Origin of the sequence: Labrenzia sp. THAF82, assembly GCF_009363435.1 — a bacterium.
Lineage (GTDB): Bacteria > Pseudomonadota > Alphaproteobacteria > Rhizobiales > Stappiaceae > Roseibium > Roseibium porphyridii.
Map to the genome: position 1 here is coordinate 5,356,892 of NZ_CP045354.1, position 25,220 is coordinate 5,382,111.

Below are 25,220 nucleotides of genomic sequence, written 5' to 3' on the forward strand. Positions count from 1 at the left end.
TAAGAACTGGCCCGCGGGTATTTTTGTCTTAAGTGTTTAATCGAAGTCTGTTGATTGTTGCGCATTGCATCGTCTTACGGTCGATGAAGGGACCGCGCAGGTGACCATTCGAAATCTTGAAGGCTTTTTCGCTCCGACATCAATCGCCGTTCTCGGGCCTTGTCGGCATCCAGGCGTGCTTACCGAAAAGCTGATCGCATGTCTGCATGATATCGAGGCCGCGCACAGGGTCACGCTGGTTGGTATCGAGCAAGACGTTGCCTTCGGAGGCCAGCGCGTTGCACTGCTTGACGACCTGGAGCGCATGCCGGATCTGGTGATCTATCTCGCAAAGGCCGAATCCTTGCCCGAGACGATTGCGAAGCTCGCCGACGGCGGCACTCGAGCGGTCCTTATACCTTCGCCAGGCTACGAAAGCTGGCCCGAAGCGCTCATTCAGGAATGCAGGGAAGCCGCCAGAAAAACCAATTTGCGCATTATCGGCCCTGGAAGCCTGGGCATTGCCGTTCCGGCGAGCAAACTGAATGCGCTTTTGAGCGCTGAAACGCCCAACAAGGGTGATGTCGCATTTTTCTCCCGCTCCGGGGCTGTGCTGAATGCAACGCTTTCCTGGGCCAAAAATCACAACACCGGCTTTTCATCCATTGTCTCGCTTGGCCAGCGTGTCGACGTCGATGTCGGCGACCTGATCGACTATTTTGCACAGGACTATCGAACGCGGTCGATCGTGTTGCACCTGGAAGGCATAGCGGTTCCACGGAAATTCATATCTGCCGCACGGGCGGCTGCCCGCAGCAAACCGGTGATCGTGCTCAGATCGGGCAAGAGCCATGACACCGGCGGAACCGGTCGCACCCATGCCGGACGTCTTGCCCGAACAGACCTTGTCTATGAGACGGCGTTTCGCAGAACCGGCCTGTTGCGCGTGCATGATCTCGATGAAATGTTCGAGGCCCTGGAGACACTTTCACAAATTCGGGTGCCGCGTTGTGACCGACTGGCTGTTCTTGCAAATGGACGCAGCCTCGCCAGTCTGGCCGTCGACAGGTTGATGGATCTTGGCGCTAGATTTGCTGAGCTCGGAACGGAGACCCGGGAAAGTCTCGAAGTCCTCAGCCGCACGTATGACGACCTTGATAAGACCCCGGCGGCGAATGGAACTCTGGTGCTGCGCGAGAACATGACGCCAGACGACATCACGCGCGCGATTACCACCGTGCTGAAAGACACCCAGGTCGACGGTGCGCTTGTGCTGCAATCCGCAAGTGCATTCCAGTCGCTGCCGGAAATTGCCAAGGCCATAACCGATGCCGCAACCCTGGACCGAAAACGAACCGGTCGACGCAAGGCTTTGGTGGCAGGTCTGATCGGCGGTGACGGTGCACTGCGAGCGCATCTTTCCGATGCAAAAATCCCGAATTATGCCAGCCCGGCCGAAGCCGCCCGCAGTCTGATGCATCTGGCACATGACGCACAGGCCCGGGAATTTCTGATGGCAGCTCCCCCAAGCCTGCCCAGTAGCTTCACCCCGGATACCAGAAAAGCCCGTGGTATTGTTGAAGCTGCCCTGAAAACAGATCGCACCTGGCTTACACCAAAAGAAGTCTGTCAGGTGCTCGAGTGCTATGACCTTCCAATCATGGCCACGGAAATGGCGGCTACCGCGGACGAAGCCGGGGAACTCTCCAGGTCATTTTTCGAAACAGCAAAACACTGCGTGGCCAAACTGATTTCGCCTGATCTGCCGTTCAAATCCAACATTGATGGTGTCAGGCTCGGACTGGAAAGCCCGAAAGCGGTAAGACAAGCGGCTGAAGAACTGATCAACAACACGCGGAACGCTTTCCCGGACGCGAGAATTGCAGGTGTTTCCGTTCATCCGATGCTGGAAGACAGGCACGGGCTCGAACTTTATATGGGGCTTGCCGAAACACATGAATTCGGCCCTGTCCTGGTGTTCGGGCATGGGGGAACCTCGATAGAGGAAAGCGTCGACATTGCGCTGGAGTTGCCACCGCTCGATCTTCACCTTGCTCAGGCTCAAATCAAACGCACACGGATTGCAAGATTGCTCGAAGGCGGCCCTGCCCGTCCTCCTCTCGACACCCCCGCTCTGGCCGAAGCACTAGTAAAACTCTCGCAAATTACAATCGACATTCCGGAAATTCAGGAACTGGATATCAATCCGATTGTCGCATTGCCGTCCGGCCTCATCGCCCTGGACGCGCGCATGACCCTTTGTCACCCCGAAAATCGCCCTGGCCGGACCGGTAAATCTCGTCTGGCGATCACCCCTTATCCAAAGGAATGGGAACAGACGATCTCCTTGAAGGACGGTCAGGACGTCTTCATACGACCTGTCAGGCCAGAAGATGAAGACTTGTTCAAGTCGTTTTTCGAGGCCATTACCCCTGAGGATCTGAGGCTGCGGTTCTTTGCACCGGTGCGCGATTTCTCTCACAGGTTTCTGGCAAGACTGACACAGCTTGACTATGCCCGCGCGATCGCTTTTGCCGCGATAGACCCGGAAGATGGCCGTTTGCTCGGCGTCGTGCGCCTTCATGCCGACCCGGACCATCAAACCGGAGAATACGCCGTCATGGTGCGATCCGACCTTAAGGGTGTCGGTCTTGGATGGGCCCTGATGCAGCTGATCATCCGCTATGCCAAGGTCGACGGTATCACCACTATCAAGGGTGAGGTTCTGAAGGAAAACACCTCGATGATCTCCATGTGCCATGCCCTCGGTTTCACCGTTGGAACGTCACCGGACGATCCAGGCATAGCCCTGGTGACGCTGCCGGTGGCCGACGTTCCAGACTAGATCCATCTTTCAGAGCGCATACGCCTTTGGCGTTTTTCAGCATTTCGCTTTTTCCGCTTTTAACCTAACGTGATGTCAATCGCGTTGGGGGAAGGCAAATGAATGGAAAAGCGAAACGAATTCTTGCAGCTGTTTCTATCCCCTCTTTCCTGATCGGGACCGACTTTACCGGTGCTATGCTGCTTGTGACGCCAATCGAGCAGGAATACTCGGTCGACATCACCACCACTCAATGGGTGCTCAACGCCTACGCACTCACGCTTTCAATGGGTTTGGTGGCAGGCGGCAGGCTGGGTGACATGCTCGGTCATCGCAGATTTGTGCTTATCGGACTCGCCATTTTCCTGTTTGCTTCGCTTGCCTGCATCCTGGCACCCAACGTGACGGCCCTAATCGTCGCCAGAGCCCTACAAGGAATAGGGTCGGCGCTCGTCTGGCCCTGCATTCTTGCGCTAGCGGCAACGTCAGTCGAAGAAGACGAACGGGCTCAGGCGATGGGAATCCTGATGGGCACGGTTGCCGGCGGCAACGTTCCAGCGCCCTTCATCGCAGGCACGTTGGCCGAATTTGGCGATTGGCGCGGTTTCTTCGTTTTCAATTTGGTTTTTGCGCTGATCGCCATGGTCTTGATTGCGCGTTTCATTGAAAGGGAAAAGGAACACAATACCGACGAGGCGGTGGACCTTGCAGGAATGGCTGTCCTTGCGGGCGGCGTTTTCTGTCTGCTTTTCGGGTTGGACGTTGGTGCAGATAACGGTTGGACCGACTGGGTCACGCTTTCGCTGTTTGCAATCGCCTGTGCCCTATTCGTTCTGTTTCCCTTGATCGAGAAGGCTGTGCGGGATCCGATGATCCCGGTGTCCATGATGCGCAATCACCAATTTGTCCGCACACTTGCCTTGAACGGCCTGCCTGCCATCGTCCTTTTTCTTTGCCTGCTTTATCTGCCTCAATACATGCAAAAGGTTCTCGGCTGGTCAATCTTCTGGAGCGCGATGGGCATGTTGCCCCTGGCTGTCGTCGTCGCGTCAATGAACCTTGCCGTCGGGAACTACTACAATTCCGTTGGACCCCGGAAACTGATGTCGCTCGGCCACGCCTTCCTGATGGCAGGCTGCGTCGGAATGCTCTTCCTGCAAACCGCCTGGGGCTACCTGGCCCTGGTCCCAATCATGGTCCTGGTCGGATTGGGGGGCGGACTGGTCTTCGGTCCAGCTGGAACGGCAGCCGTCAATGCGGTTGGGGCAAAGGGAGCTGGCCTGGCCGGCGGACTGTCCTTCATGTTCCATTTGGGGTTGGGCGCTATCGGTATCGCATTTGCAACGTCGATGATGTTCCTCTCCGCAACCAGAGTGGTTGAAAATGCCCTGGCTGCCGCAACGATAAAGCTTGGATCTCAGGACATACACACGCTGGCGGCAGGAACGCTGAAGGATCCAGCGGTCGCTGCGATCATCGATAAATTAAACAGTAAAGATGCAGTGACCGTCACTGCCGCTGTTCGCGACAGTTTTGCCGAAGGGCTGCACACAGCCTTCTGGTTCGGCCTCGTGGTCGCCGCGGTTGGTGTAGTCGTTTCACTCAGCGTGGATGAAAAAAAGCTGAAGACCGAACCGGAGCAGACCTGACGCACTGCGCGGCCTTTAAAGGCTTGCGCTGACTAGTGTTTGTCCAAGGCAGCTGTTCGAATCTGGCTGAGGCTGGCTGCAGGAGTGATCGCTTCCGGATCCAGTTTGAGGTGCAAGATTGCCGGTTTGCCAGAGGCTCGTGCGCGCTCAAAGGCCGGACCGAATTCTGCCGTGGTTTTTACCGTCTCACCAAAAGCGCCGTAGCTTCTGGCCAAGACAGCAAAATCCGGATTGACCAGGTTTGTCGCCGAAGGGCGGCCAGGATAGGTGCGTTCCTGGTGCATGCGAATAGTGCCATACATGCCGTTATCGATGACGAGCACAATGATGTTGGCGCTCTCCTGACAGGCCGTGCCAAACTCCTGCATGGTCATCTGCAGACATCCGTCGCCCGCAAAACAGACCACTTCCCGCTCAGGATAGGCAAGCTTCGAGGCAACCGCCGCCGGAAGGCCGTATCCCATGGAACCGGAAGTTGGAGCAGCCTGTGTTCCAAACCGACGAAAACGGTGGAAGCGGTGTAGCCAGGTTGCATAGTTGCCGGCACCGTTGGTGCAAATGGTGTCTTCAGCAAGATTTGCTTCCAACCAGTCCATGACCCCGGCCATCTGAAGTTCACCCGGCGTTTTCGGTCGTGCCCCTGACCAATCGAGATAGTCCTGATGCGCGGTTTCGCTCTGGCCGGAATTTCTCAACTCATTGGGAGGCTGCACTGCCTCCAGCGCCTTGGCAAAGGCGGTTGGGCTTGCGTGGATTGCAAGCGAAGGAACGTAAACTCGCCCTAGCTCTTCGGCATCGGGATGTATGTGGACCAGCTGTTGCGCCGGAGACGGGATATCAAGCAACGAATAGGATTGGCTCGGCATTTCGGAAAGCCGGCCGCCGACAAGCAGTATGAGATCGGAGCCCTTGATGCGCGCCAACAGTTTCGGATTGATACCGATCCCGACGTCCCCCGCGTAATTGTCGTGAAGATTGTCGAACAACATCTGTCGGCGGAAGGAACAGGCGACCGGAAGAGCAAAGCGCTCTGCAAAGCGCGTAAAGGCAGCGACGGCGTCTTCTGACCAGCGACTGCCGCCAAGAATGGCAATCGGCCGCTCGGCTGCCCAAAGACGTTTTTGAAGATCTGCCATCTGCGTGAGACCCGGGTATGTTTCGGTCTGGGTCCAGGCCGCTGGCTGAGTGACGTCGGCGGTTTCCACCAGCATGTCTTCAGGAAGCGCAAGCACCACTGGCCCCGGACGGCCCGATGTCGCAACGTGATAGGCACGCGAGATGAATTCTGGCACCCGGTCAGCATGGTCAATCTCGGCAACCCATTTGGCAATACCGCCAAACATCTGCCTGTAGTCGACCTCCTGGAAAGCTTCGCGCTCACGCATACCGCGTTCGATCTGACCGATGAACAGAATCATCGGCGTGGAATCCTGCGCGGCAATGTGTACACCCGCTGAGGCATTCGTCGCGCCCGGTCCCCGGGTCACCATGCATATTCCGGGCTTGCCCGTCAGCTTCGCATGCGCGTCTGCCATCATGGCCGCACCGCCCTCCTGGCGGCAAACGGTGACCGGTATCGATGCGTCGAACAGAGCATCGAGAACCGCCAGATAGCTCTCACCGGGGACGCAGAACACCCGGTCGGCCCCGTGTCGCTCCAACGCGCCGACCAAAAGTTCTCCACCGGTCATCTGGCTCATGTCTTTCGGCTCCCAGTTCAAAGCAATCTCTGTTCATTCTATAGCGTAACAAAGATCGAGCCGTTAGACGCTGAAATCAGATTAATTGGCAATGAGATCATTCCTGATTGGATTGACCTTTTCGTGAAGCTCCCCTTATTGCCGCCATGCAGGCTCTCCGCCGCGCACCAAAAAAAGCGCCGGCAAACCGGCGCTTCTGTCCAACGAATATGTCGCAGATCTCAGATCGAGAGAACCGTTACCACCTGGAACGTGTGAAGCTCACCGTCTTCGTCCTTGATGGAGACATATTCGCCAGGATTGAATGCATGAGCCCCGAAACGGTAGCCCGCCTCATCATCGTCGTCTCCATCAATGTCATAATGAAAAGCCCATGATCCGCCAGGCCGGTGAATCAGGTGTCCGATATCCTCTTGTTCGTCGCCCCAGAATCGACGCACACGGCAATGATCGCGCTCTTTCTTCCACAAGGCAGCGTCGATATGTCCAGTATCATCCAAAGGTGCAGTGAACTCGTAGCCATGGCGTGCGGAACCTTGCGGAAACTCTTTGGTCCTGGCCAGGTTAAGCCTGATCTTCTTCAAAGCAGGATATTCGCTCATGAGAGCCTCCATTACTGACAATCCAGATTATTTGTGACACATCGCTGTCACCTCACATTGAGAAGGATCAAACGCAGCAGTACAGACCTGGGGCAAGGTCTATCGGCAGGCGAGATAAAGGAGACGACATGGTCCATTCGCAAACCCAGGACAAAGTCTTTGAGTTTCTCATGGGTTTGAAGTCTGACGATCCGGAGCGTCCGGATGTGAAGCGGATCGATACTCATGCTAACGTCATTTTTCTTGTCGGCAGCAAAGCCTACAAGGTGAAGCGCGACGTCAAATTTCCGTTCCTGGACTATTCGACACTGGCCCTCAGAGAAGAGGCCTGCAAAGCTGAAATCACTTTCAACAAACCAAATGCTCCACAAGTCTATTTGCAGGCGCTTGCCATCACGGAATGCGCTGATGGCACACTTTCGTTCGGCGGCGATGGTCCTCCCATCGACTGGGCGGTTCAGATGAACCGTTTTGAACGCCGGAACGAGCTGGACGTGCAAGCGGACAAGGCACCGTTCGGCGACGCGTTGTGCGAAGACCTTGCCGATATGATGCTTGCTGCACATAACGAAGCCCCGGTTCGTGACGGTGACGGCTTTTTTGAGGAACTTGCCAGCTATGTCGAACAGAATGATGCTGCCTTCCATGAGCATCCTGATCTGTTTCCTGCAGAGGATGTTCGTCATCTGACGGAGACCTCTCGAACGGTCCTCTCCTCGCTGCGGGACCTGATCCTTCACCGCGGTGACCAGGGCCTCATCCGCCGGTGTCACGGCGATGCGCACTTGCGCAATATCGTCCTGATCGATCAGAAGCCGGTGCTGTTCGATGCGGTGGAGTTCTCCGACGCCATCGCAACCGGCGACATTCTTTACGACCTTGCATTTCTCCTGATGGACCTCTGGGAGCGCGGGCAACCCATTGCAGCCAATCGCGTCTTCAACAGATATCTCGACAAGAGCCGATTGGACGATCATCCCGAAGGTCTCGCCGCCTTGCCCTTCTTCATGATGATGCGCGCGGCCATTCGTTCGAAAATCGCAGCCAGTGCCGCACTTGCGCAGTCGGATACAAACCTGCGGAAAGGCCAGCAGGAACAAGCCAGGAAATATTTCCGTTATTCGCTGGAGTTTCTGTCACCGGCCATGATCCGCCTTGTGGCTGTGGGTGGCCTCTCGGGCACTGGCAAAACCACTTTGGCTTATGCTCTTGCGCCAGCCATTGGCCGCGCGCCTGGGGCACGCGTCCTTAGGACAGACGTCATGCGAAAGAAAATCCTGAACATTCCAGAAACCGAGAAAGCCCCGCCGGAGGCCTACACACGAGACGCCTCTAACAAGGTCTATCACGTTTTGGACGACACTATTCAGTGTGTGCTGGCCGCCGGTCATTCGGCCATATTTGACGCGGTCTTTGCCTCCGAAAGCGAGCGCCGACGTATTGAAGACGTTGCTGATCGCGTGGAGGCGAAATTTCAGGGCCTTTGGTTGACTGCACCGGAAGCGACTTTGAAAGAACGTGTCACCAGGCGACTGGATGATGCATCCGATGCGACGACAGATGTGATCGAGAGCCAGCTGGGATATGAACTGGGCCAATTGGATTGGAAGAAAGTGGATGCCGGAGGCAGCCTTAAGGAGACTGCGGAGCGCGCTGAGGCAATTCTCAGGACAACCTAGACGCCAACAGCTCTCAGACCAGCTGCGACCAAAGCTGCGCAGAAAACAGCTGCATATTCCTTTTTGAGCTTCACTTGTGCGGCGATGGCCACAACAAGACAGAGGCCGACGGCGATCCCGCCCTTCAGCACGATCGGAAGGATCGTCGACACGATAATTGCGCCTGGAAGCGCTTCCAGACCACGCCGAACTCGCGGTGTGATCGACAAACGGCCCATAAGCCAATACCCGCCGGCGCGAAGGGAATAGGTGACTGCCACCATCCCGATCACGGCAAAAGCGAACATCCAGTCCGATGGCAGAATGCCACTAGCTGCGATTGCCTCACTCATCCAGGTAAGCTCCCGCAATAGCGCCTGCGACCGCCCCGGTGAAGATGCTCCAGTAACCGCCAACAGCAATCCATGTCAGCCAGGCGACACCGCCTGCAATGAGCCAGCTGACCGTCTGGCGCTTTCCCTTCCAGAGCGGCACAAGCAACGCGGCAAAGAAGGCGGGCAGGATGACGTCGAGACCGAATGCCTTGGGGTCCGTGATCAGGCTTCCGGCGAAATAGCCTGGAATTACCGAGAGAGACCAGACAGCCCAGACAGTCAGGCCGCTCCCGAGATAAACACCCCAGTCGCGCGTTCCCTTCTCATATTCGGAAATGGCCAGCAGCCAGTTCAGATCCGTCAGGAAGAACAGAGCGGGGTAAGTCTGATAACCCGGCACCTGCCCGAGCCAGGGCCTGAGGCTTGCCCCGATCAACAGCATGCGCATGTTGACGGCCCCGGTAACGCCGACCATTGCAATCAGCAATCCCCAGGTCAGCGGCTCGTTGTAGACCTCCATTGCAACGAACTGGCTGGCACCCGCAAAGACGAGCGAATTGATCATCAGTGTTTCCAGGAAGGTCAGTCCCTTTTGGGCCGCGACCGTGCCGAAAACGGCGCTCAATGCGATAATGCCGGGGAACACCGGAATGCAGAGCAAAGCGCCCTGAATGCAGCCTTTGAGACTGAGGGTTACATTTTTTTCCAGCATTGCTGTCCAAGAACTGAGAGGCGGACCGTGCCGCCCGAGGATGGGAGACTATTGCCCATAATCGAACTGAGGACCAATGAATCCTTTTGATCCAACCATCACGAAATCTGCTCGCCGATTTAAACCAGAACTCCATAGATCATCCGAAGTCCGGTGAACCCTAGAAAGAGCGCAAATACCAGCTTCAGCTTGGAGGGATCGATCGCATGGGCGATTTTCGCACCAAGCGGGGCGGCAAGTGTGGATGCCGGAATGATCAACAGGAAGCCCACCAGGTTGACATAGCCAAGGGAGAACGGAGGACGTCCCTCAACACCCCATCCAAACCAGATCGATAGCAATGTTCCAGGCACGGCGATGATCAGGCCAATTGCAGCTGCCGTTCCTACGGCTTTTCGGATCGGATAATTGAACAGCGTCAGGGTCGGCACTCCAAGCGTGCCGCCGCCAATGCCCATCATGACCGATATTCCACCGATCAGGAAACCGAGCACCTCCTTGAGGGGCGAACCGGGGAGTTTGTCGGCCAGATGGGAACCGTCCTTTCGAAACATCATGTTGGCTGATACCGCCAGGGCGACGATGCCAAAGACGAGTGTCAGCGCTCCACCGGAAATGTTGCCCGCAAGCGAGGCTCCGGCGAACACACCGATTGCAATGGCCCACCACCACCGTTTCAGGAGGTCCATGTCGACACTGCCACGCTTGAAATGCGCGCGCGCCGAGGATGTGCCGGTTGCCAGGATGGTTGCCAAAGACGTACCGACTGCAACATGCATCAGCACGGAAGGATCGATTTCGAGGGCCGTGAACATGTAATAAAGAACAGGAACAATCACGATCCCGCCGCCAACCCCAAGGAGCCCGGCAATGATGCCGGCAACCACGCCTGTGGCCAGGAGTGCAAGAGCCAACAGGCCAAGTGACAATAGGCTGAGATCTTCCAAACCGGCGTCCTTGTTGTTCATGTCGCGGGTGCCTGGGTTCCCGCACCGGGCGTGACATGTGCGATTAGACCAGGCTGAGTGATTTTTCCAGCCAAATAACCTTTCAATCCGGCTTATGAGCAACGCTCGGCCTTGAAGTCGAACACGAATGCGGACAGTGTTCGAAGGGAATTGACCGGACGAGGAGGAGACATGTTCGGCCACTGGCTCGCGCTCTATACATTCGCCCAGTTTCGCACGCGGGCGGACGACCCTTCCAATGATGCCTTTTTTGCCAACGAACCAGCTGTCTGGGCTGCAATGGAACGCGCGGAGGGTTTCATTGCCCGCTCGGGATACGAAGACGAACCGGGGACGCAGAGTTGGGGTGAACATGTTTTTCCCAAATTCTGGGTCGACAACGGAGATGGTTGGGCTCCATCCACCATCTCCCTTTGGCAGGATCTGGAAAGTGCGCTTGCTGCTGTCTATCGCGGCCCCCATGCGGAAATCCTTCGCCTAGGCCATTTGTTCGTGAAGGACGCCGAAGACTATCCGGCTTATGCCTTATGGTGGGTGCCGGAAAACCATCAGCCGGATTGGACCGAAGCGGTCGAACACCATGAGTTGCTGGGTGACAATGGGCCATGTCCGTCAGCTTTTACGTTCAAGGTGGCCTTCGACCCGAGAGGCCACGAACTTATCGTGGATGGCACCCGCTCAAAGGAAATTGCCGAGCGCAATAGATTGCGTGCCGATCTACCCAAAGCAGTTCAATAGGTATTGTTCATAAATTGATGACTAATTGTCAATTTTTGGCATGATTGTAAAATAGTACATAACAACGATCTTTAGCCCAACGACGCACCGGCAAAGCAACCCGGTGCCAGGAACTGGGAAAGGATCGAGAGATGAACCAACTACTTCGACCATCCGCCAAACGCGGAAATGCCGATTTCGGCTGGCTGAAAAGCAAGCACACATTCTCCTTTGGCTCCTACTACGACCCGAAACACATTGGTTTTGGCTCGTTGCGGGTGATCAACGAAGACAAGGTTGCTCCGAGTGCAGGCTTTCCGGCACACCCGCACGAGAATATGGAGATAATTTCCTACGTCGTATCCGGCGCTTTGGAGCACAAGGATTCGCTTGGAACCGGCTCGGTCATACGGCAGGGAGACCTTCAGCGTATGAGCGCCGGGACCGGAGTGCGCCACAGTGAATACAACCACTCTGACAAGGAACCGGTCCATTTCCTTCAGATCTGGATTGTTCCCGAGAAAGACGGCCTGACGCCCGGCTATGAGCAGAAGACCTTCCCCGATGCCGAAAGGCGGGACAATCTTCGGCTGATTGGGTCCCGGAACGGCCGCTCGGGCTCGGTGGTGATCCACCAGGATGTAGACCTTTATGCCTCGCTGCTGACAGCAGACAAGAGCGTTGCATTTGACATCCGGCCGGGACGAAAGGTCTGGCTGCAGGTCATCAAGGGTGCGCTTAGCGTTGGTGGGCAGAAACTTTCGGCCGGCGACGGGCTCGGTCTGCTGGAAGCAGGTGAAGTGTCGCTCGCCGCCTCGCAAAACACCGAGTTCTTGCTGTTCGATCTGTCAACCTAACCCTGGAGGGCGCGGCCGCCGAGCCGCGTCACTCCTTTCCCATCGCTCTGAAAAAGCAGGACCTGGCTGACACCTGCTCAAACTGGTCCGCTGTTTTCCGTTTGTCGTAGCACTTCTAAAGCTTGCCAAATCCAGGATTGCCAGATGTCAGAGACACAATCACCTATCATCACGCTGTCGACAGACGGCACCAAGGGGCGATATGCGGCAAAGGTCGATAGCATTGATGAGCCCGCCGAACTTACATTTTCGATTGTCAATGAGAGCCTCATTATCGCCGATCACACGGCCGTCCCAGACACTATGAGAGGCTTTGGTGTTGGAATGGCACTTGTCGAGCGTTTGATCGAGGATGCGCGCAGGAAGCAGGTGAAGATCATACCGCTCTGCCCTTATGTGAAGGCGCAATCGCAAAAACACCCCGAATGGTCTGATGTCATTCATGGCTAAAGACATATTCGACTGAAGTTCCTTTCAGCGAACTCCAATCCAATGTCAGCTGCCAGGCGTCACCTGCTCAGGATCGTTTGCACACCCTCTTAGTGCGAAAAGAGCATCGGTCAGAGTTGTTCCGGCCTGCTTGAAAATGGCATTCGTCACTTGCGGCCCAGTTTCGCTGAGGCCTTGCGCGGCAGTTTTCACATCTGCGAGGTTGCGATTGAGTTCCTTGAGTTGCTGCGCAACCTCCCAATGATCCTGTTCATCCGGATTGGCAAGTTGATTGGAGATCTGTTCGATCTTGCTGTCCAAAGCAGCCAGTTTCGTTTTGAACTCTTCCGGCGATACCTGAAGTCGGGCGAGCGCTGCGTCGGTCAGATTTCCAGCTATTTTAGATCCGGCGTTGTCCACACGGTTCAACACGACGATTGCCAGCACGCAGGCGACGATAACCAGAAGTGCCGTTGCGTTGATCAATGCGAGTAGAAGCTGCCCGGGCAGACGGGCCAGGCGCTGCCCGAGGCTGGGCCTATCGTAATACATTGACTGTTTCCCATTGCCAGTTTGTGCGCACCGGCTCATGCAGCCGTTCCTGACGCAGTAAGGGCAATATCACGCCTGAGTCCCGAACCTCAGGCAACAGCAATTGCCCAAGTCGGGACAGCTAGCTGTGGCTATCCTTGATTGTTTCACAAAAGACGGCGCGTTGCGCCCCACAGGTGGCCGTTCGCTTAGTCTGCATCAGACACATTTGCCACGGCGTCTTTCATGTGGCCCGCGACAGCTGCAAAGGTATCGGTCCAGGCTTCTTTCAACTTCGGAGTGAAGGCGTCTCCCAAACCTATCTTGAGCGTATGAAGCAAGGCCTCTCCGACAGTGTCGTAGTGCTTGTCTTTGACACCATAGGAGACGTGTTTTTGTCCCAGATCCTTTAGCGTTGGCAGGACCGCTTCCAATCGATGCAGGTTGTTCACGGCGACGCTAAGAGTTTGCATCAGCTTTTCTTTTTGTCCGGACATGTCTTGCGGAAACATTGAACGAAGTTCCGGAGCGATCTCGAACAGATGATTGTAAAAGATTTCAGCGGCCTCGTCGGCAATCGGGGCGACAAGCACAAAACTGTTCTGGACGAGTTGGATTTTCTCTGGTGTCAGCACTGGGTCATTTCTCGCCAAACATCCAAAGGCGACAAAGGCTTTTCGGTGCCAAGACTGCACAACCTGCTTACGCCGAAGGTGATCTCCTCATTCGCTCAAGACATTGCCTTGGTCCTTTGTGTTTGGCAATGAAAAGGCGCAAACACCGACAGCTCTGGCTATCCGCTCAAGGATCAGAACATTCTTGAAAGTGCGCTCTCACGAAACGAAGAGAGATGACAGACCTTGCCGCTTAAAGGCAGGCGGATGCCTTGTGCGCTCAGGAGAGAAATTTTCATTTTCTTCGAGCACCCGACAAAAAACCAGGTTCTCGAAAAAACTCATTTTCGCGATTTCAAATAAGCGATCAATGCCGCCCGGTCTTCGGTCATTTTGTAGCCGTCAAAACCCATGACTGTTCCTGGAACCAGGTTTTTTGGAGACCGGAGAAATTCATCCAGTTGCTCCTCGCTCCATGTGCCCTCGGCCTTGGCGTATTTGAGCAGTGCTGGTGAATAGCGATCGAAGGCGGGGTCACTCGCGATCGGCTTGCCAACAACATCATCGAGAGAAGGGCCGACTGACTGTTGATTGCTGGAATTGTGGCAAAGTGCACATTGCGCAAAAAGCTGCCTTCCCCTCTCGACCGGATCTTCAATGCTAACGGCGTCGGTTTGAGCGGTATATTTCGCCCTCATTGCCAGCAACTCTGCGGACTGGGTCTCCGACAGACCGTTTCTGACATCCAACATCGCCATGGCTTGAGACCAGGTCATACTCGCCTCGATCTCTCCAATTTCAGCCCCAAGGTGCGCAACACGGGCCGTGTCGATACGTTGACCGGACAAGGAAGTTTCAAGAACTCGCATAAGCTGAGCTCTTACGGTCAGGAATTCAGGAAATTCACGAGCATTATGCTGGGCAGCGTCCCGCAGCCGATCGATCTGGGAGGGGGTGAGTATTTCCATCACCTGCTTGGCAACGGCCCCTCGCTTCACGCCATGGTTGGAATCTATTCGCAATGCCACAAAGCCAAAATGCTGACTTGGTTTGCCGACGACTTCAAAATCGTTGAATTCCTGGGATCCAGTCGTCCAACTCAAGAATCTGGCTGAAACATTCACCAGCTCCTTTTTGTCCGCCTTTGAAAGTTTCTTCAATCTCAGGCCGCCTGCGCCGCTGCCCTGCTGAGCTTCTCCTGATACGTGTGCCACGCGAATGGCTGTCAGTGCCTGCTTCTGGTCGGTCGAAAGTGTTTGGGCAATGTCTCCAAACGTTTGCGCAAGCACACGTCCAAGCTCTGCTTCGTTTGACCCGTAATCGCGCCCGAGTTCAATGAAGCGCTCCTTGGTAACCGGTTCAAATGCGAGCAGTCCCTCCAAGGCACGGTTCATCTCATGGCGCGCTTGTTGCGCTTCTTTCAACGCGTCCATTTGGTCGTGTACCAGCGACACCATTGCAGCGCGCTGCCGCTCGTTCAATACGGACAGTGTTTCTTGGGCGATCCGGCTTCGCTTGAGACTGTGCCGGCTCGCAACCCTTAGTCCCACGAACCCGAAAAAATTGGCCAATCGGCCGACCGATATATAGTCGTTGTTCGCCGAGTTTCCCGTCAGCCAAGTCAACGTTCTTGACGCGACAGCCTCTGTTAGTCGCCGTTCATCAACTTGAATTTTACTGATGTCTCGCAGTGCTGCGCTTTCACCCGAGGCGGCAAAACCGGAGGGTGCAAACGATAGCGATTGAGCCAGAAGGCCAATAGACACAATTATTGCGGTGCTTTTTGACATGAAACTACTCGCGATTTGAAGAGCAATTCCATTTGGTTATAAACTCGTCACGTCGCACACTTATGCCAACGCTGGAGCAAACTGTAACAAGTTGTACTCAGGGTGGTCATGCAATCGAAGCTATTTGCATCGACTCGGCATTTTGTAAGGCGTTTTATTGAAGATGGTACAGACGAGTGGATTCGAACCACCGACCTTCGGAGCCACAATCCGACGCTCTAACCAACTGAGCTACGTCTGCATAAGGTCGTCAAAGTGGGGCGGACAATACTCGTCCGAACCGCCATTTGCAAGGCGTCTTCTAACGCCGTTTCTCTTCTCCGGCAAGCGCGAATTTTGATGAAAAAACCTGCCTGTTGAAAAGCAAATGCCCGAGGCAAAGCCCCGGGCACATGTCGGTTCTCCGCGGTCTGACCGCAGTATCAACTTGGATTAGTTGACCTTCAATTCCTTGAAGGATTTTTCAAAAGCTTCCTTGACCGGAGCAGAAACGTCAGTGCCGAGTTTGGTGGCAAGATCCTGCATTTCCTTGGTCTGCGCGCTCATTGCATCGAACTGCTGGCGTGCGAAAGAAGACTGAAGCTCGATAGCCTCAGCAACGGTTTTCGCGGACATGATGTCTTTCACGAAAGTGAAAGCAGCATCAGCGTTGGCTTTAGCAGCGTCGACGGCTTTGTGATTGAATTCCACAACACCCTGGCGAGACGTTTCGAATGTGTCTTCCATCAGGTCAGTTGCGTCTTCTGCAGCAGTTTTCACTTTTGCATATGCTTCACGTGCGTTTTCGATGCCCTTTTCAGTGGCTTCACGGAACGCAGCCGGAACTTCCATGTTAGGCATTGCGAAAGCTTCGAAATCCGGGAAAGCAACGCCGGCAGCCGGTGCAGCTTTGGCCTTAGCGGCACGTGATTTCGGAGCAGCTTTAGCTGTAGTAGTCTCAGTCATGATCTCATCTCCTAGAGTCCGGATGCGATCATTGGTGCAAATTCTCTCCGCCGATCCATTTGTCGGCGGACCTTGTCGTCATCCGCAAACACTACATAGTGCAGGTCTTGTTGCATTGCAACATTTTTTTGCACTGCACAACGAGTTTCCGCAAGGTTTTTCGACGAAATTACAGCTTCCGCCAGTTTTGACTGGGAGAAAACAGCGCCGATGTGGTGCGTGTTTCCAAAATTGGAATCCGTCATCGAACGACAAAAAGCAGGTCACGGGCACGACAAGGCATCATGTCAGGCTCAACAAGCCCATTCTTGTGGTCTGGCGCGCATGGCACTCCAAAGCGCGCCAGTCAGTCAGTTAAGTGCCGTTGCTATTTTTTCTGTGCTGCCTTGGTGGCGTCCTGAACGGCCTTGGTGGCACTGTTGGAGAATTCGCGGGTCTGCTCGCCAAGTGTTTCCATCTGATTGCGCAGATAATCCTGCTGCAACTTCATCATGTCTTCGACATTGTCGGCTTTGACCAGATCCTGTGCGAATTTGAAGGCGGCAGTGACATGTTCCTCGGCGTAGGTCAGCGCCTTCTTGTTCACGTCAGCAGCGCCTGCCTGCATCGCGTTTGCACTGTCTTCCACATTGACGACGGCTTTTTGGGTAGCGCCCATGAAGTCATCAAATGCCTTGCGAGCTTGATCAACGCTCTTTTCGGCAAAATCGCGCATCTGTTCGGGGACTTCGAAACCGGTCTTGTCTGTGCTCATGTTTGCACTCCTCAGGTCGACGGAAGAAAATTCGGGTCGGGCTCGTTGAAGACGTTGCTTACCAAAAGTTCGTAACATGGCGATGGCAATCGGGCAAACGAGCAGCGTTTCGGGTTAACCACGCCTTCATGTAAGCCCTTTAACAACATTGCTTTACATGGACGGCGTAGGCGATTGCTTGTATTAACGGAGTGTTTACCACTTGCGGCAAATCCGGCAGCCGCGTGCCCTGTCACCCGGTGTTGCAGACCAGTTTGGAGCTGAGCCATGGACGGTACGACCCAATCATTCCTGGAACTGACAGCCAAGGATGATCTGGTCCAGCTCGTCGCCGACAAAAAAGCTGCCTGGCTTTGGTCGTCGGACGGCGCGCGCATTCTTTGGGCCAACGCGGCAGGTGCGTCGTTTTTCTCCGCGCACTCAATCAGCGACTTGAGAGGACTTGCGTCCCTTGAGCGTTCACCGGCACGCCCTCACATCGCGCGCATCGCTGAAAGCGGTGCAACGGACAAGTTCAGCATCGACCGGCTTCGGTTCTACCGCGGGCTGAGGGTCATGCTGTTGACCTGCCAGTGCAAGAAGCTGGAGCTCGACACCGGTGAGACTGCAGCCCTGATCGTTTGTGGCGACAAGGGCCTTATCACGACAAAGGATCCCGTTGACACGTTTGCTCAGATGATCGCGTCAAGTTCAACAACCGCGTTCGTAATGTCCGGTGACCAGATCGAACACCGCATTGGCACGCTGGAAGGCACCCCGGAAAACCCCGACTTGCCGGACGGCCAAAATGCGGTTTTCGGACCATTGAAGATGAATGACGGACTGCATGAAGGTGCCGCTCTCGGTCTGGACACCGGTCAGAAACTGATCGTCCTCGGAGATACGCCGCTGATCGATGACGGATCAGAGGTCGATGAGCCTGAACTTGAGACCGTTTCTGGGGGAGCGCTCTTGGCTGCAGGAGCAGGTGCAGCTGCGCTTGCCGCGAGTTCGGCGTCAACGCCGCAAACCGATGACGATTTGGCCATCGATGATGAAGAGCCTTCTCAAGCTGACCAGGAAAGCGAAAACACGCTACCGGATTCAGACACTGAAGATAATCACAACACAGAGGCTGAAAGCAACGCATCTGCATGGGTGAGGGCCGACGCTGAAGAAGTTGACACGAACGCAGATAGCGCCGATTTCGAGCTGGAAACACCCGCTGACGATGCTGTCGCAATGGCCGAACCTGGCGAGCCACCAGCCGAGGCAACCGAAAGTGCGAGCGGGGCTGATCACGCGGAAGATGACGGCCCCGGTAGCGATACTATCGCGGCTACCGCAGAACCTGAGCATGAAGACATTGAGGACAGCTCTGAGGACTCCGGGGAATTTGTGTTTCAGCCGCTCCGGCGACCGGTACGCTTTGCCTGGAAGATGGACATCGAGCAGCGCTTTACATTCCTCTCCGATGAGTTTGCCGACGTCTTGGGTCCGGGCGCGACAGACATTGTCGGCAAAACGTGGGCTGAAGTCGCCGGCGCATTCGATCTTGACCCACGTGGTCAGATTTCGAGAGCCCTCGACCGACGCGACACCTGGAGCGGAAAAACCGTCGACTGGCCTGTGACCGGAGCGGCATTGCGCGTTCCCGTTGACATGGCCGCCCTGCCCGCTTTTGACAGAAATCGGAAGTTTGAGGGTTATCGCGGGTTTGGTGTTTGCCGGTCAGCCGACGCGGTTCAAGACCAGAACGGCTTGGTTGTTGCCGCAGCCGGAGCCTTACTTGCAGGCGATGCAAGCGACTTCGAAGGTGAGACGGCTGCCGTCGTCGCCGACACGGATGAATTCGTCGAGGACGCGGCAGACGGCAGTCAAGATGCGATCTCTGCATCAAATGAAGAAACCATTGCGGACACATATGCAGAAGTTTCTGACGACAGCACTGAAATTGTCGGTGGAGACATTCCGGAAGAAACCGGCGACATTCCACCTTCAAGTGAAGAAGTGGAACTGGAAGCTCACACAGATCCACAAGGTGACGAGAACCCAGATACTCGCGGACAGGACAGCGAAGATCTGGATACCGTGGAAGAAGGGACTGCTGCAGAGGACACGGCGTCGAAATCTGAACCTGACGACCTGCAGGATTTGAAACCGGCGCAGCCAGATACCTTTGCCGGCAAAACTTTTCTTGGCGCGAGCGCGGCTGCGCTTGTTGGTTCGCTGGCAAAATTTACCGGCAAGTCTCACAAGGAAACGGCTGAAGAGCCGACAACTCCACCGGAGCCTGACAATTCAGATGAAATGACCGACACCCCGCTCTCCCTGACTGAGGAGTTGCAGCAGGTGGCCGCGGCATTGGATGAGGGCGACGCGCAAGGAACTGAGACGGACGCGACTGACGCGACTGACGCCGGTTTGGTTGAGGACGCAAATTTGGGAGGCGCTGCGTCCTCTTCCGACACTGAAGACGACATCAGTGACACAACCGAATTTGATGCCCCTCTCGACGACGATGACGACAACACAGAGGCGGAAGTGCCTGATGATCAATCGGCTGAGGACAGTCTCTCAACCGCAACCGATGCCATTGATGAAGATGACGGTGACACCGCCGAGTTGGACGCTCAGACCAATGACGAAGCATCTCCGGAACAAAAGATAGAAAACGAAGAAAGCCGGAGCGAGGCTGGCACCGAAGTTCTGGACGAAGAGCCAGTTGGCATTTCCGGACCTGCGGCCCTCAAACCGGCCGAAATCGAAAGCGCTGTAAAATCGTTGGCAAAAACCTACAAAGCCAACGAAAAATCAACGGCCGACCTTTTTGACGATGGCGACGCGGACGCCAAGACGCCCGGCGAGCAGCAAGAGACGAGCCGGGAGCAAGACAACGATAACGGAAACGCGCTGAGCGACGACACCGATGCGTTGGAAATCGCTGCCGAAGACGACGCTGAGCAAAGCGACACCGACGAGCAGGATTTCTTTGAAGAAACGGCGGCGTTCGAGCAGGAAGACAAGGCAGCTGAGGCCGACGGCGATGACGAACCGGAGCCGAAACCGGAAAAAACCGGTGAAGTCATTCCGCTCGCAACCGTGAAACCTCGCGTGGTGCCGGTTGACACATCTGGCCTTTCGCGTCCTGAACGCCAGGCATTCCGCAAGATCGCGGAAGCACTCGGTGCGCGGCTTGAAGGCGACCTCGGAGACTTTGACGAGCCGGATCCCGTTGAAGAGCCTGAAGAAGAGCTGCCGCCCGACCTGCCTGAAGCGGGACCAATCGATCCCAGTCTCCTGGACCGATTGCCAATCGGCATTTCTATCGTGCATGAGCGCGAGGTGCTTTATGCCAACAAGGCTCTTCTGACCATGATCGGCTACAAGACGACTGCAGCTCTGTCGGAAGCCGGCGGTCTGGAAGCGCTTTTCATTGACGACACCGAAGAACTGCCGGATGCGGAAGGCATGGACGGCGAAGTCGATGAGGCAATGAAGCTTCGTCTTGCCGATGGCGGCGTTCTGAATGTCGATGCTCACATGCATTCTGTTCCCTGGAACGGAAGCTATGGTCTGATGATCTCGATTACCGAACGTCCAATGAAGGCAACACTGCCTGCCGCGGCACCGACATCACCCAACTTCTTTGCCGAAGTGCGCGGCGAACTCGACACGGCCCGGAACCAGATTGCCGAGATGGATACCATCCTGGAAACGGCAACCGACGGAGTGCTTGTGCTTGATCAGCACGGGACTATCCTCAAGGTCAATGGTTCAGCTGAGGCGCTTTTCAGCGCAAACCGCGCTGACATGATTGGTGCTCCCTTTACCGAGTTTCTGGCACCGGAAAGCCATCGGGCGGCCGCGGACTATCTGGACGGGCTGTCGCGAAACGGTGTTGCCAGCATTCTCAATGACGGCCGTGAAGTGCTTGGCAAAGTGCCCAGCGGAGGTCTGATCCCGCTCTTCATGACCATGGGCCGCATCACGAACGGTCAGGATGAAGCAAAGTATTGTGCGGTACTCCGCGACATAACCCAATGGAAAACGGCTGAAGAAGAGCTGACGCAGGCCAAGCGACAGGCCGAAGACGCAAGCTCTGCCAAGTCCGACTTTCTGGCAAAGATCAGCCATGAAATACGGACGCCCCTGAACGCGATCATTGGGTTTTCCGAAGTGATGATGGAAGAGCGTTTCGGCGCTATCGGAAACGACCGCTACAAGGACTACCTGAAGGACATTCGAACATCCGGTTCTCACATCATGAGCCTGATCAACGATCTGCTGGATCTTTCCAAGATCGAGGCGGGCAAGCTGGATTTGAAGTTCACGGCCGTTTCGACAAACGATGTGGTCAATGAGTGCGTGGCGCTGATGCAGCCACAGGCCAACCGGGAGAAGGTTATCATAAGGGCAAGCCTACCGGACTCGGTTCCAGAGGTCGTTGCCGATCCGCGCTCCCTGCGGCAGATCGTTCTCAACTTGCTGTCGAATGCCATCAAGTACAACAAGTCCAGCGGACAGGTCATTTTGTCGACGGCGCTAGAAAGCAATGGTGAAGTTGCCTTGCGTGTACGCGACACCGGTACGGGCATGACGGCAAAGCAACTTGCTGCGGCGCTTGAACCCTTCCGGCAACTGCACACAGCCAGCCGCGGTGGCGGCACAGGACTGGGTCTTCCTCTGACCAAGGCGCTGGTCGAGGCCAACCGTGCAAGCTTCCATATCGATTCCACACCTGACCAGGGTACATTGGTGGAAATCATTTTCCCGACGCAACGGGTCCTGTCGGAATAGCGTCTGCGACAGGACTTGAGCTGCAAATTGTGCCTGAGTTTGAGAACCAGGCAGTTGTGCTCCGAAGCTTGTGCGCGCCGTAGCGACGACGCATTTGCCGGTTGTCGCGAAAGCAGCCGAGTACTTGGCCTGTGCAGGGCCAACACACATTCTGACGTTGCTGGAAACATGGCAAGACAAGCCTTCGGTCGCTCTCTACCGCTGCTGAAACGAATTGCCGCACACCATGCTCACGTTTTCGTGAACACTCTCACATGCCACGGACACCACTCAGTTACAATAAAAGTCGAGTTTTAAACTCCTGTTTTTGTTCTCGTTTTTGGTCAAATAGTGGAGACAAAAACTCCAGTTAGTTTTGAATCATTCTAAACTATTGATTTTACTGAATTTATTGACTTGAGCACGGTATCGCGACATATTCCGGGCACTCGATGAGCAGGACTTGTCGAAACGGAACAACCAACCAGAAACTGGGAGAGTTTCATGCGCTCCACTCTTCGCGCCCTTACAGGTGCGTTCGCAATGACCACAGCAACCTTTGCCGCAGCTCCGGCCTTTGCCGATGGTGAAGTGAATATCTATTCTTACCGTCAACCGTTCCTGATCCAACCGCTGCTGGATGCATTTACGGCTGAAACCGGTGTCAAAACCAATGTGGTCTTTGCTTCCAAAGGCCTTGGCGAGCGCATGGCCGCCGAAGGTGCCAACTCACCGGCAGACGTTCTTCTGACTGTTGATATCGGTCGCCTGGACGGCGCCAAACAGCTTGGTGTCACTCAGCCAGTTGCTTCCGACGTTGTGAATGAGAACATTCCAGCCCAATACCGTGATCCGGAAGGTCACTGGATTGGTTTGACCAACCGTGCGCGGATCATTTACGCGTCCAAGGATCGCGTCAACCAGGACAGCATCACATACGAAGAGCTGTCTGATCCGAAATGGAAGGGTAAACTCTGCACCCGTTCCGGTCAGCATGTTTACACAATCGGCTTGATCGCATCGATGGTCGCACACCACGGCGAAGAAAAAACCGAAGAGTGGTTGGCAGGTGTTCGCGACAACCTTGCTCGCAAGCCGGCCGGCAACGACCGCGCGCAGGTGAAAGCCATCTTTGCTGGCGAATGCGACATCTCCATTGGCAACACCTACTACATGGGCAAAATGGAGACCAATGACAAAGAGCCGGAGCAAAAGGAATGGGCGGAAAGCGTCCGCATTCTTTTCCCGAACACCGACGATCGCGGTAGCCATGTAAACCTTGCCGGCGTCGTTCTGGCCAAACATGCGCCAAACAAGGACAACGCTGTTAAGCTGATCGAGTTCCTGACGTCGGAAAACGCGCAGAAGATCTATGCTGAGTCCAATTTCGAATATCCGGTGACCCCGGGTGTCGAGGTTTCCGAGCGGGTCAAGAGCTGGGGTGAACTGAAGCCCGATACGCTCTCGCTCGACGATGTGGCCAAAAACCGCAAGACCGCCAGTGAGCTTGTCGACAAAGTCGGATTTGACGACGGTCCAGCGTCCTGATCCCGACATATTGGCATCAACATCAAGCGCCGCTTTCCAGCGGCGTTTTTTGCATTTTTGTCATTTTGCCGCTAGAGCTTTTGCGAAGCATTATCAACTAGAAGACCCGCTTTGCTGCGCACGCCCTCCCTCACGTTTGTAGACCGTTTCTGGCAAGTCGCCGCACTATTGATTGCGTCTCTGGTGCTGTTGCCGCTTGGTGCCATTGTTGTCATCGCCTTCACACCGGCAACAGAGGTCTGGGTTCACCTTTTGCGCACTGTTCTGCCAGGGGCAACGCAAACCACATTGCTTTTGATGCTCGGTGTCGGCTTGACCACCGGCGTTACCGGCGTCCTGACTGCGTGGCTCGTCACGATGTGCAATTTTCCGGGGCGCAGGATCCTAGATTGGGCGCTTCTGGTACCACTTGCCGTTCCCACCTATATTGTCGCCTTCGCCTATGTGGAGATCCTCGACTATACAGGGCCAGTTCAAAGCCTGATCCGCGATGTTTTCGGTTTCAAAACGTCCAGAGATTACTGGTTTCCTGAAATCCGATCCCTAGGTGGCGCGATTTTCGTTATGGGCGCTGTCCTCTACCCCTATGTCTATCTCACCACCCGCGCGAGCTTTCTGATCCAGTCAGCGTCCACATTGGATGTTTCGCGTACCCTGGGTGCTTCACCTTATGGATTGTTTTTCCGCATTGCGCTGCCGCTGGCGCGTCCGGCCATCGCCATTGGCGTCTCCCTGGCGCTTATGGAGTGCCTGAACGACATAGGCGCGGTGACATTCTTCGGCGTCAAAACGTTGACCTTTTCGGTTTACGACACCTGGCTCAACAGATCGAGCCTGGGCGGTGCGGCTCAACTGGCATTGGCGATGCTCCTGATGGTGTTCCTGCTGTTGTGGCTGGAACGGTTCGGCCGCCGCAAGCAGCGTTTTGACAGTGGTGGTGGTTCCAAGCAACGGCCTCCTACCCGTTTCGACCTCAATGCCTGGCAGGCAGCACTTGCGCTTTTGCTTTGCCTGACACCGATCATCGTCGGCTTCATCGTCCCGGGTCTTCTTCTAGCCGACCGTGCAAGCCGACGCCTCGACGACCTCTTCTCCGATGGATTTCTTCAAACGGTCTGGAACAGTTTCAGCCTCGCAGCTGTTGCGGCGCTGCTCACTGTCGTTATCTCAGTGTCTCTTGCCTATGCCCTGCGCCTCAACTCAAAGGGTCCTTTGAAGACTGCCGTTCGTCTTGCCTCAATCGGATACGCGATCCCTGGAACGGTGCTGGCAATCGGCATCCTCATTCCACTCGCCAATTTCGACAATTTCCTCGATGCGAGAATGGAAAGCTGGTTCAACATCAACACTGGTCTGTTGCTGCTCGGAAGCGGTACAGGTCTCGTCTATGCCTATGTTGTCCGGTTTCTGGCCGTCTCCTATGGACAGGTAGAGGGTGGCTTCGGCAGAATTACGCCTCATCTGGACATGGCATCCAGAACGCTTGGAAGAAACAGCGGCCAAACTCTGACACAAGTACACCTTCCGATCCTGAAGCCGGTGCTGCTATCTGCGGCGCTCCTCAGTTTCGTTGATTGCATGAAGGAACTTCCAGCCACCATCCTTCTGCGGCCCTTCAATTTCGAAACACTTGCGACAACCGTGTTCGAAGCAGCGTCAAGAGAAGCGTTTGAAGAAGCGGCCTTGCCATCCCTGGCGATCGTGCTTGTCGGGCTGATCCCTGTTATTTACCTCGCTCGCTCCAGCGCATCATCGTTCCGGACAAAACTGTCCACTCGCCAGGTCGGTCCCGCGACCTGACAACAGCCTTCGGGTTCGTCGATGATGCAACCTTGACAGCACGTGGTCTT

Annotated in this window: 19 protein-coding genes and 1 tRNA gene; 9 read left to right on the top strand and 11 right to left on the bottom strand. The window is 55.4% G+C overall.

All coding sequences use genetic code 11. The annotated features are described in order from the left end of the window. The first annotated feature begins 100 nt into the window (after nt 1-100). Entirely contained in the window at nt 101-2,824 is a 2,724-nt protein-coding gene (locus tag FIV00_RS24540; RefSeq protein ID WP_152503209.1) for a bifunctional acetate--CoA ligase family protein/GNAT family N-acetyltransferase, read from the top strand. Between the two features lie 98 nt (nt 2,825-2,922). Beyond that, complete coding sequence (locus FIV00_RS24545) at nt 2,923-4,452, top strand: MFS transporter (protein ID WP_152503210.1); 1,530 nt, start codon at nt 2,923-2,925, stop codon at nt 4,450-4,452. A 32-nt stretch (nt 4,453-4,484) separates the two neighbouring features. On the opposite strand, the gene FIV00_RS24550 is transcribed toward FIV00_RS24545, so the two are convergent. Together FIV00_RS24550 and FIV00_RS24555 are read right to left on the bottom strand one after the other, a co-directional pair. Next, nucleotides 4,485-6,152 (bottom strand): thiamine pyrophosphate-binding protein, encoded by a 1,668-nt coding sequence (locus FIV00_RS24550; RefSeq protein WP_152503211.1) that lies wholly within the window; start codon nt 6,150-6,152, stop codon nt 4,485-4,487. Between the two features lie 221 nt (nt 6,153-6,373). Next, entirely contained in the window at nt 6,374-6,754 is a 381-nt protein-coding gene (locus tag FIV00_RS24555; RefSeq protein WP_152503212.1) for a hypothetical protein, read from the bottom strand. Nucleotides 6,755-6,882: 128 nt separating this feature from the next. Between FIV00_RS24555 and FIV00_RS24560 the strand changes: the two genes are divergently transcribed. Further along, nucleotides 6,883-8,433 (top strand): bifunctional aminoglycoside phosphotransferase/ATP-binding protein, encoded by a 1,551-nt coding sequence (locus FIV00_RS24560; protein WP_152503213.1) that lies wholly within the window; start codon nt 6,883-6,885, stop codon nt 8,431-8,433. Here the strand turns inward: FIV00_RS24560 and FIV00_RS24565 are convergent. The 3 genes from FIV00_RS24565 to FIV00_RS24575 form a co-directional block, all read right to left on the bottom strand. Next, a complete protein-coding gene (locus tag FIV00_RS24565; protein WP_209006699.1) occupies nt 8,430-8,765 on the bottom strand; it encodes an AzlD family protein in 336 nt (111 codons plus the stop codon). The two genes, FIV00_RS24560 and FIV00_RS24565, sit on opposite strands and share 4 nt — an antisense overlap. Beyond that, nucleotides 8,758-9,459 (bottom strand): AzlC family ABC transporter permease, encoded by a 702-nt coding sequence (locus FIV00_RS24570; protein WP_152503214.1) that lies wholly within the window; start codon nt 9,457-9,459, stop codon nt 8,758-8,760. Before FIV00_RS24570 ends, FIV00_RS24565 begins: the two co-directional genes overlap by 8 nt. A 119-nt stretch (nt 9,460-9,578) precedes the next feature. Continuing rightward, complete coding sequence (locus tag FIV00_RS24575) at nt 9,579-10,427, bottom strand: sulfite exporter TauE/SafE family protein (RefSeq protein WP_209006700.1); 849 nt, start codon at nt 10,425-10,427, stop codon at nt 9,579-9,581. Between the two features lie 171 nt (nt 10,428-10,598). Between FIV00_RS24575 and FIV00_RS24580 the strand changes: the two genes are divergently transcribed. From FIV00_RS24580 to FIV00_RS24590, 3 genes are all read left to right on the top strand, one after another. Next, entirely contained in the window at nt 10,599-11,165 is a 567-nt protein-coding gene (locus FIV00_RS24580; protein ID WP_152503215.1) for a DUF3291 domain-containing protein, read from the top strand. Between the two features lie 131 nt (nt 11,166-11,296). Continuing rightward, the gene (locus FIV00_RS24585) at nt 11,297-12,001 is read left to right on the top strand and encodes a pirin family protein (RefSeq protein ID WP_152503216.1); all 705 of its coding nucleotides are present in this window, start codon (nt 11,297-11,299) and stop codon (nt 11,999-12,001) included. 144 nt (nt 12,002-12,145) lie between these two features. Then, the gene (locus tag FIV00_RS24590; protein WP_152503217.1) at nt 12,146-12,451 is read left to right on the top strand and encodes a GNAT family N-acetyltransferase; all 306 of its coding nucleotides are present in this window, start codon (nt 12,146-12,148) and stop codon (nt 12,449-12,451) included. Between the two features lie 45 nt (nt 12,452-12,496). Here FIV00_RS24590 and FIV00_RS24595 read toward each other — a convergent pair whose 3' ends face one another. The 6 genes from FIV00_RS24595 to FIV00_RS24620 form a co-directional block, all read right to left on the bottom strand. Continuing rightward, entirely contained in the window at nt 12,497-12,982 is a 486-nt protein-coding gene (locus FIV00_RS24595) for a hypothetical protein (protein ID WP_152503218.1), read from the bottom strand. 188 nt (nt 12,983-13,170) lie between these two features. Beyond that, the gene (locus tag FIV00_RS24600) at nt 13,171-13,596 is read right to left on the bottom strand and encodes a globin family protein (protein WP_371419550.1); all 426 of its coding nucleotides are present in this window, start codon (nt 13,594-13,596) and stop codon (nt 13,171-13,173) included. A 320-nt stretch (nt 13,597-13,916) separates the two neighbouring features. Next, entirely contained in the window at nt 13,917-15,365 is a 1,449-nt protein-coding gene (locus tag FIV00_RS24605; RefSeq protein WP_152503219.1) for a c-type cytochrome, read from the bottom strand. A 164-nt stretch (nt 15,366-15,529) separates the two neighbouring features. Then, nucleotides 15,530-15,606: transfer RNA gene (locus FIV00_RS24610), tRNA-His, on the bottom strand. Nucleotides 15,607-15,797: 191 nt separating this feature from the next. After that, the gene (locus FIV00_RS24615) at nt 15,798-16,310 is read right to left on the bottom strand and encodes a phasin (protein ID WP_152503220.1); all 513 of its coding nucleotides are present in this window, start codon (nt 16,308-16,310) and stop codon (nt 15,798-15,800) included. 367 nt (nt 16,311-16,677) lie between these two features. Beyond that, nucleotides 16,678-17,064: a phasin family protein gene (locus FIV00_RS24620; RefSeq protein WP_152503221.1), complete on the bottom strand. Its 387-nt coding sequence runs from the start codon at nt 17,062-17,064 to the stop codon at nt 16,678-16,680. Between the two features lie 267 nt (nt 17,065-17,331). Between FIV00_RS24620 and FIV00_RS24625 the strand changes: the two genes are divergently transcribed. The 3 genes from FIV00_RS24625 (at nt 17,332) to FIV00_RS24635 (ending at nt 25,170) form a co-directional block, all read left to right on the top strand. Further along, entirely contained in the window at nt 17,332-21,843 is a 4,512-nt protein-coding gene (locus tag FIV00_RS24625; protein ID WP_152503222.1) for an ATP-binding protein, read from the top strand. Between the two features lie 483 nt (nt 21,844-22,326). Further along, nucleotides 22,327-23,370: a Fe(3+) ABC transporter substrate-binding protein gene (locus tag FIV00_RS24630; RefSeq protein WP_152503223.1), complete on the top strand. Its 1,044-nt coding sequence runs from the start codon at nt 22,327-22,329 to the stop codon at nt 23,368-23,370. A gap of 111 nt (nt 23,371-23,481) precedes the next feature. Continuing rightward, nucleotides 23,482-25,170 (top strand): iron ABC transporter permease, encoded by a 1,689-nt coding sequence (locus FIV00_RS24635; protein WP_152503224.1) that lies wholly within the window; start codon nt 23,482-23,484, stop codon nt 25,168-25,170. Nucleotides 25,171-25,220: the final 50 nt, after the last annotated feature.

Excerpts from the sequence above, each read along its gene's own strand:
- FIV00_RS24545 (WP_152503210.1), top strand. The coding sequence starts at position 2,923 with ATGAATGGAAAAGCGAAACGAATTCTTGCAGCTGTTTCTATCCCCTCT.
- FIV00_RS24550 (WP_152503211.1), bottom strand. The coding sequence starts at position 6,152 with ATGAGCCAGATGACCGGTGGAGAACTTTTGGTCGGCGCGTTGGAGCGA.
- FIV00_RS24555 (WP_152503212.1), bottom strand. The coding sequence starts at position 6,754 with ATGAGCGAATATCCTGCTTTGAAGAAGATCAGGCTTAACCTGGCCAGG.
- FIV00_RS24560 (WP_152503213.1), top strand. The coding sequence starts at position 6,883 with ATGGTCCATTCGCAAACCCAGGACAAAGTCTTTGAGTTTCTCATGGGT.
- FIV00_RS24565 (WP_209006699.1), bottom strand. The coding sequence starts at position 8,765 with ATGAGTGAGGCAATCGCAGCTAGTGGCATTCTGCCATCGGACTGGATG.
- FIV00_RS24570 (WP_152503214.1), bottom strand. The coding sequence starts at position 9,459 with ATGCTGGAAAAAAATGTAACCCTCAGTCTCAAAGGCTGCATTCAGGGC.
- FIV00_RS24575 (WP_209006700.1), bottom strand. The coding sequence starts at position 10,427 with ATGAACAACAAGGACGCCGGTTTGGAAGATCTCAGCCTATTGTCACTT.
- FIV00_RS24580 (WP_152503215.1), top strand. The coding sequence starts at position 10,599 with ATGTTCGGCCACTGGCTCGCGCTCTATACATTCGCCCAGTTTCGCACG.
- FIV00_RS24585 (WP_152503216.1), top strand. The coding sequence starts at position 11,297 with ATGAACCAACTACTTCGACCATCCGCCAAACGCGGAAATGCCGATTTC.
- FIV00_RS24590 (WP_152503217.1), top strand. The coding sequence starts at position 12,146 with ATGTCAGAGACACAATCACCTATCATCACGCTGTCGACAGACGGCACC.
- FIV00_RS24595 (WP_152503218.1), bottom strand. The coding sequence starts at position 12,982 with ATGTATTACGATAGGCCCAGCCTCGGGCAGCGCCTGGCCCGTCTGCCC.
- FIV00_RS24605 (WP_152503219.1), bottom strand. The coding sequence starts at position 15,365 with ATGTCAAAAAGCACCGCAATAATTGTGTCTATTGGCCTTCTGGCTCAA.
- FIV00_RS24615 (WP_152503220.1), bottom strand. The coding sequence starts at position 16,310 with ATGACTGAGACTACTACAGCTAAAGCTGCTCCGAAATCACGTGCCGCT.
- FIV00_RS24620 (WP_152503221.1), bottom strand. The coding sequence starts at position 17,064 with ATGAGCACAGACAAGACCGGTTTCGAAGTCCCCGAACAGATGCGCGAT.
- FIV00_RS24625 (WP_152503222.1), top strand. The coding sequence starts at position 17,332 with ATGGACGGTACGACCCAATCATTCCTGGAACTGACAGCCAAGGATGAT.
- FIV00_RS24630 (WP_152503223.1), top strand. The coding sequence starts at position 22,327 with ATGCGCTCCACTCTTCGCGCCCTTACAGGTGCGTTCGCAATGACCACA.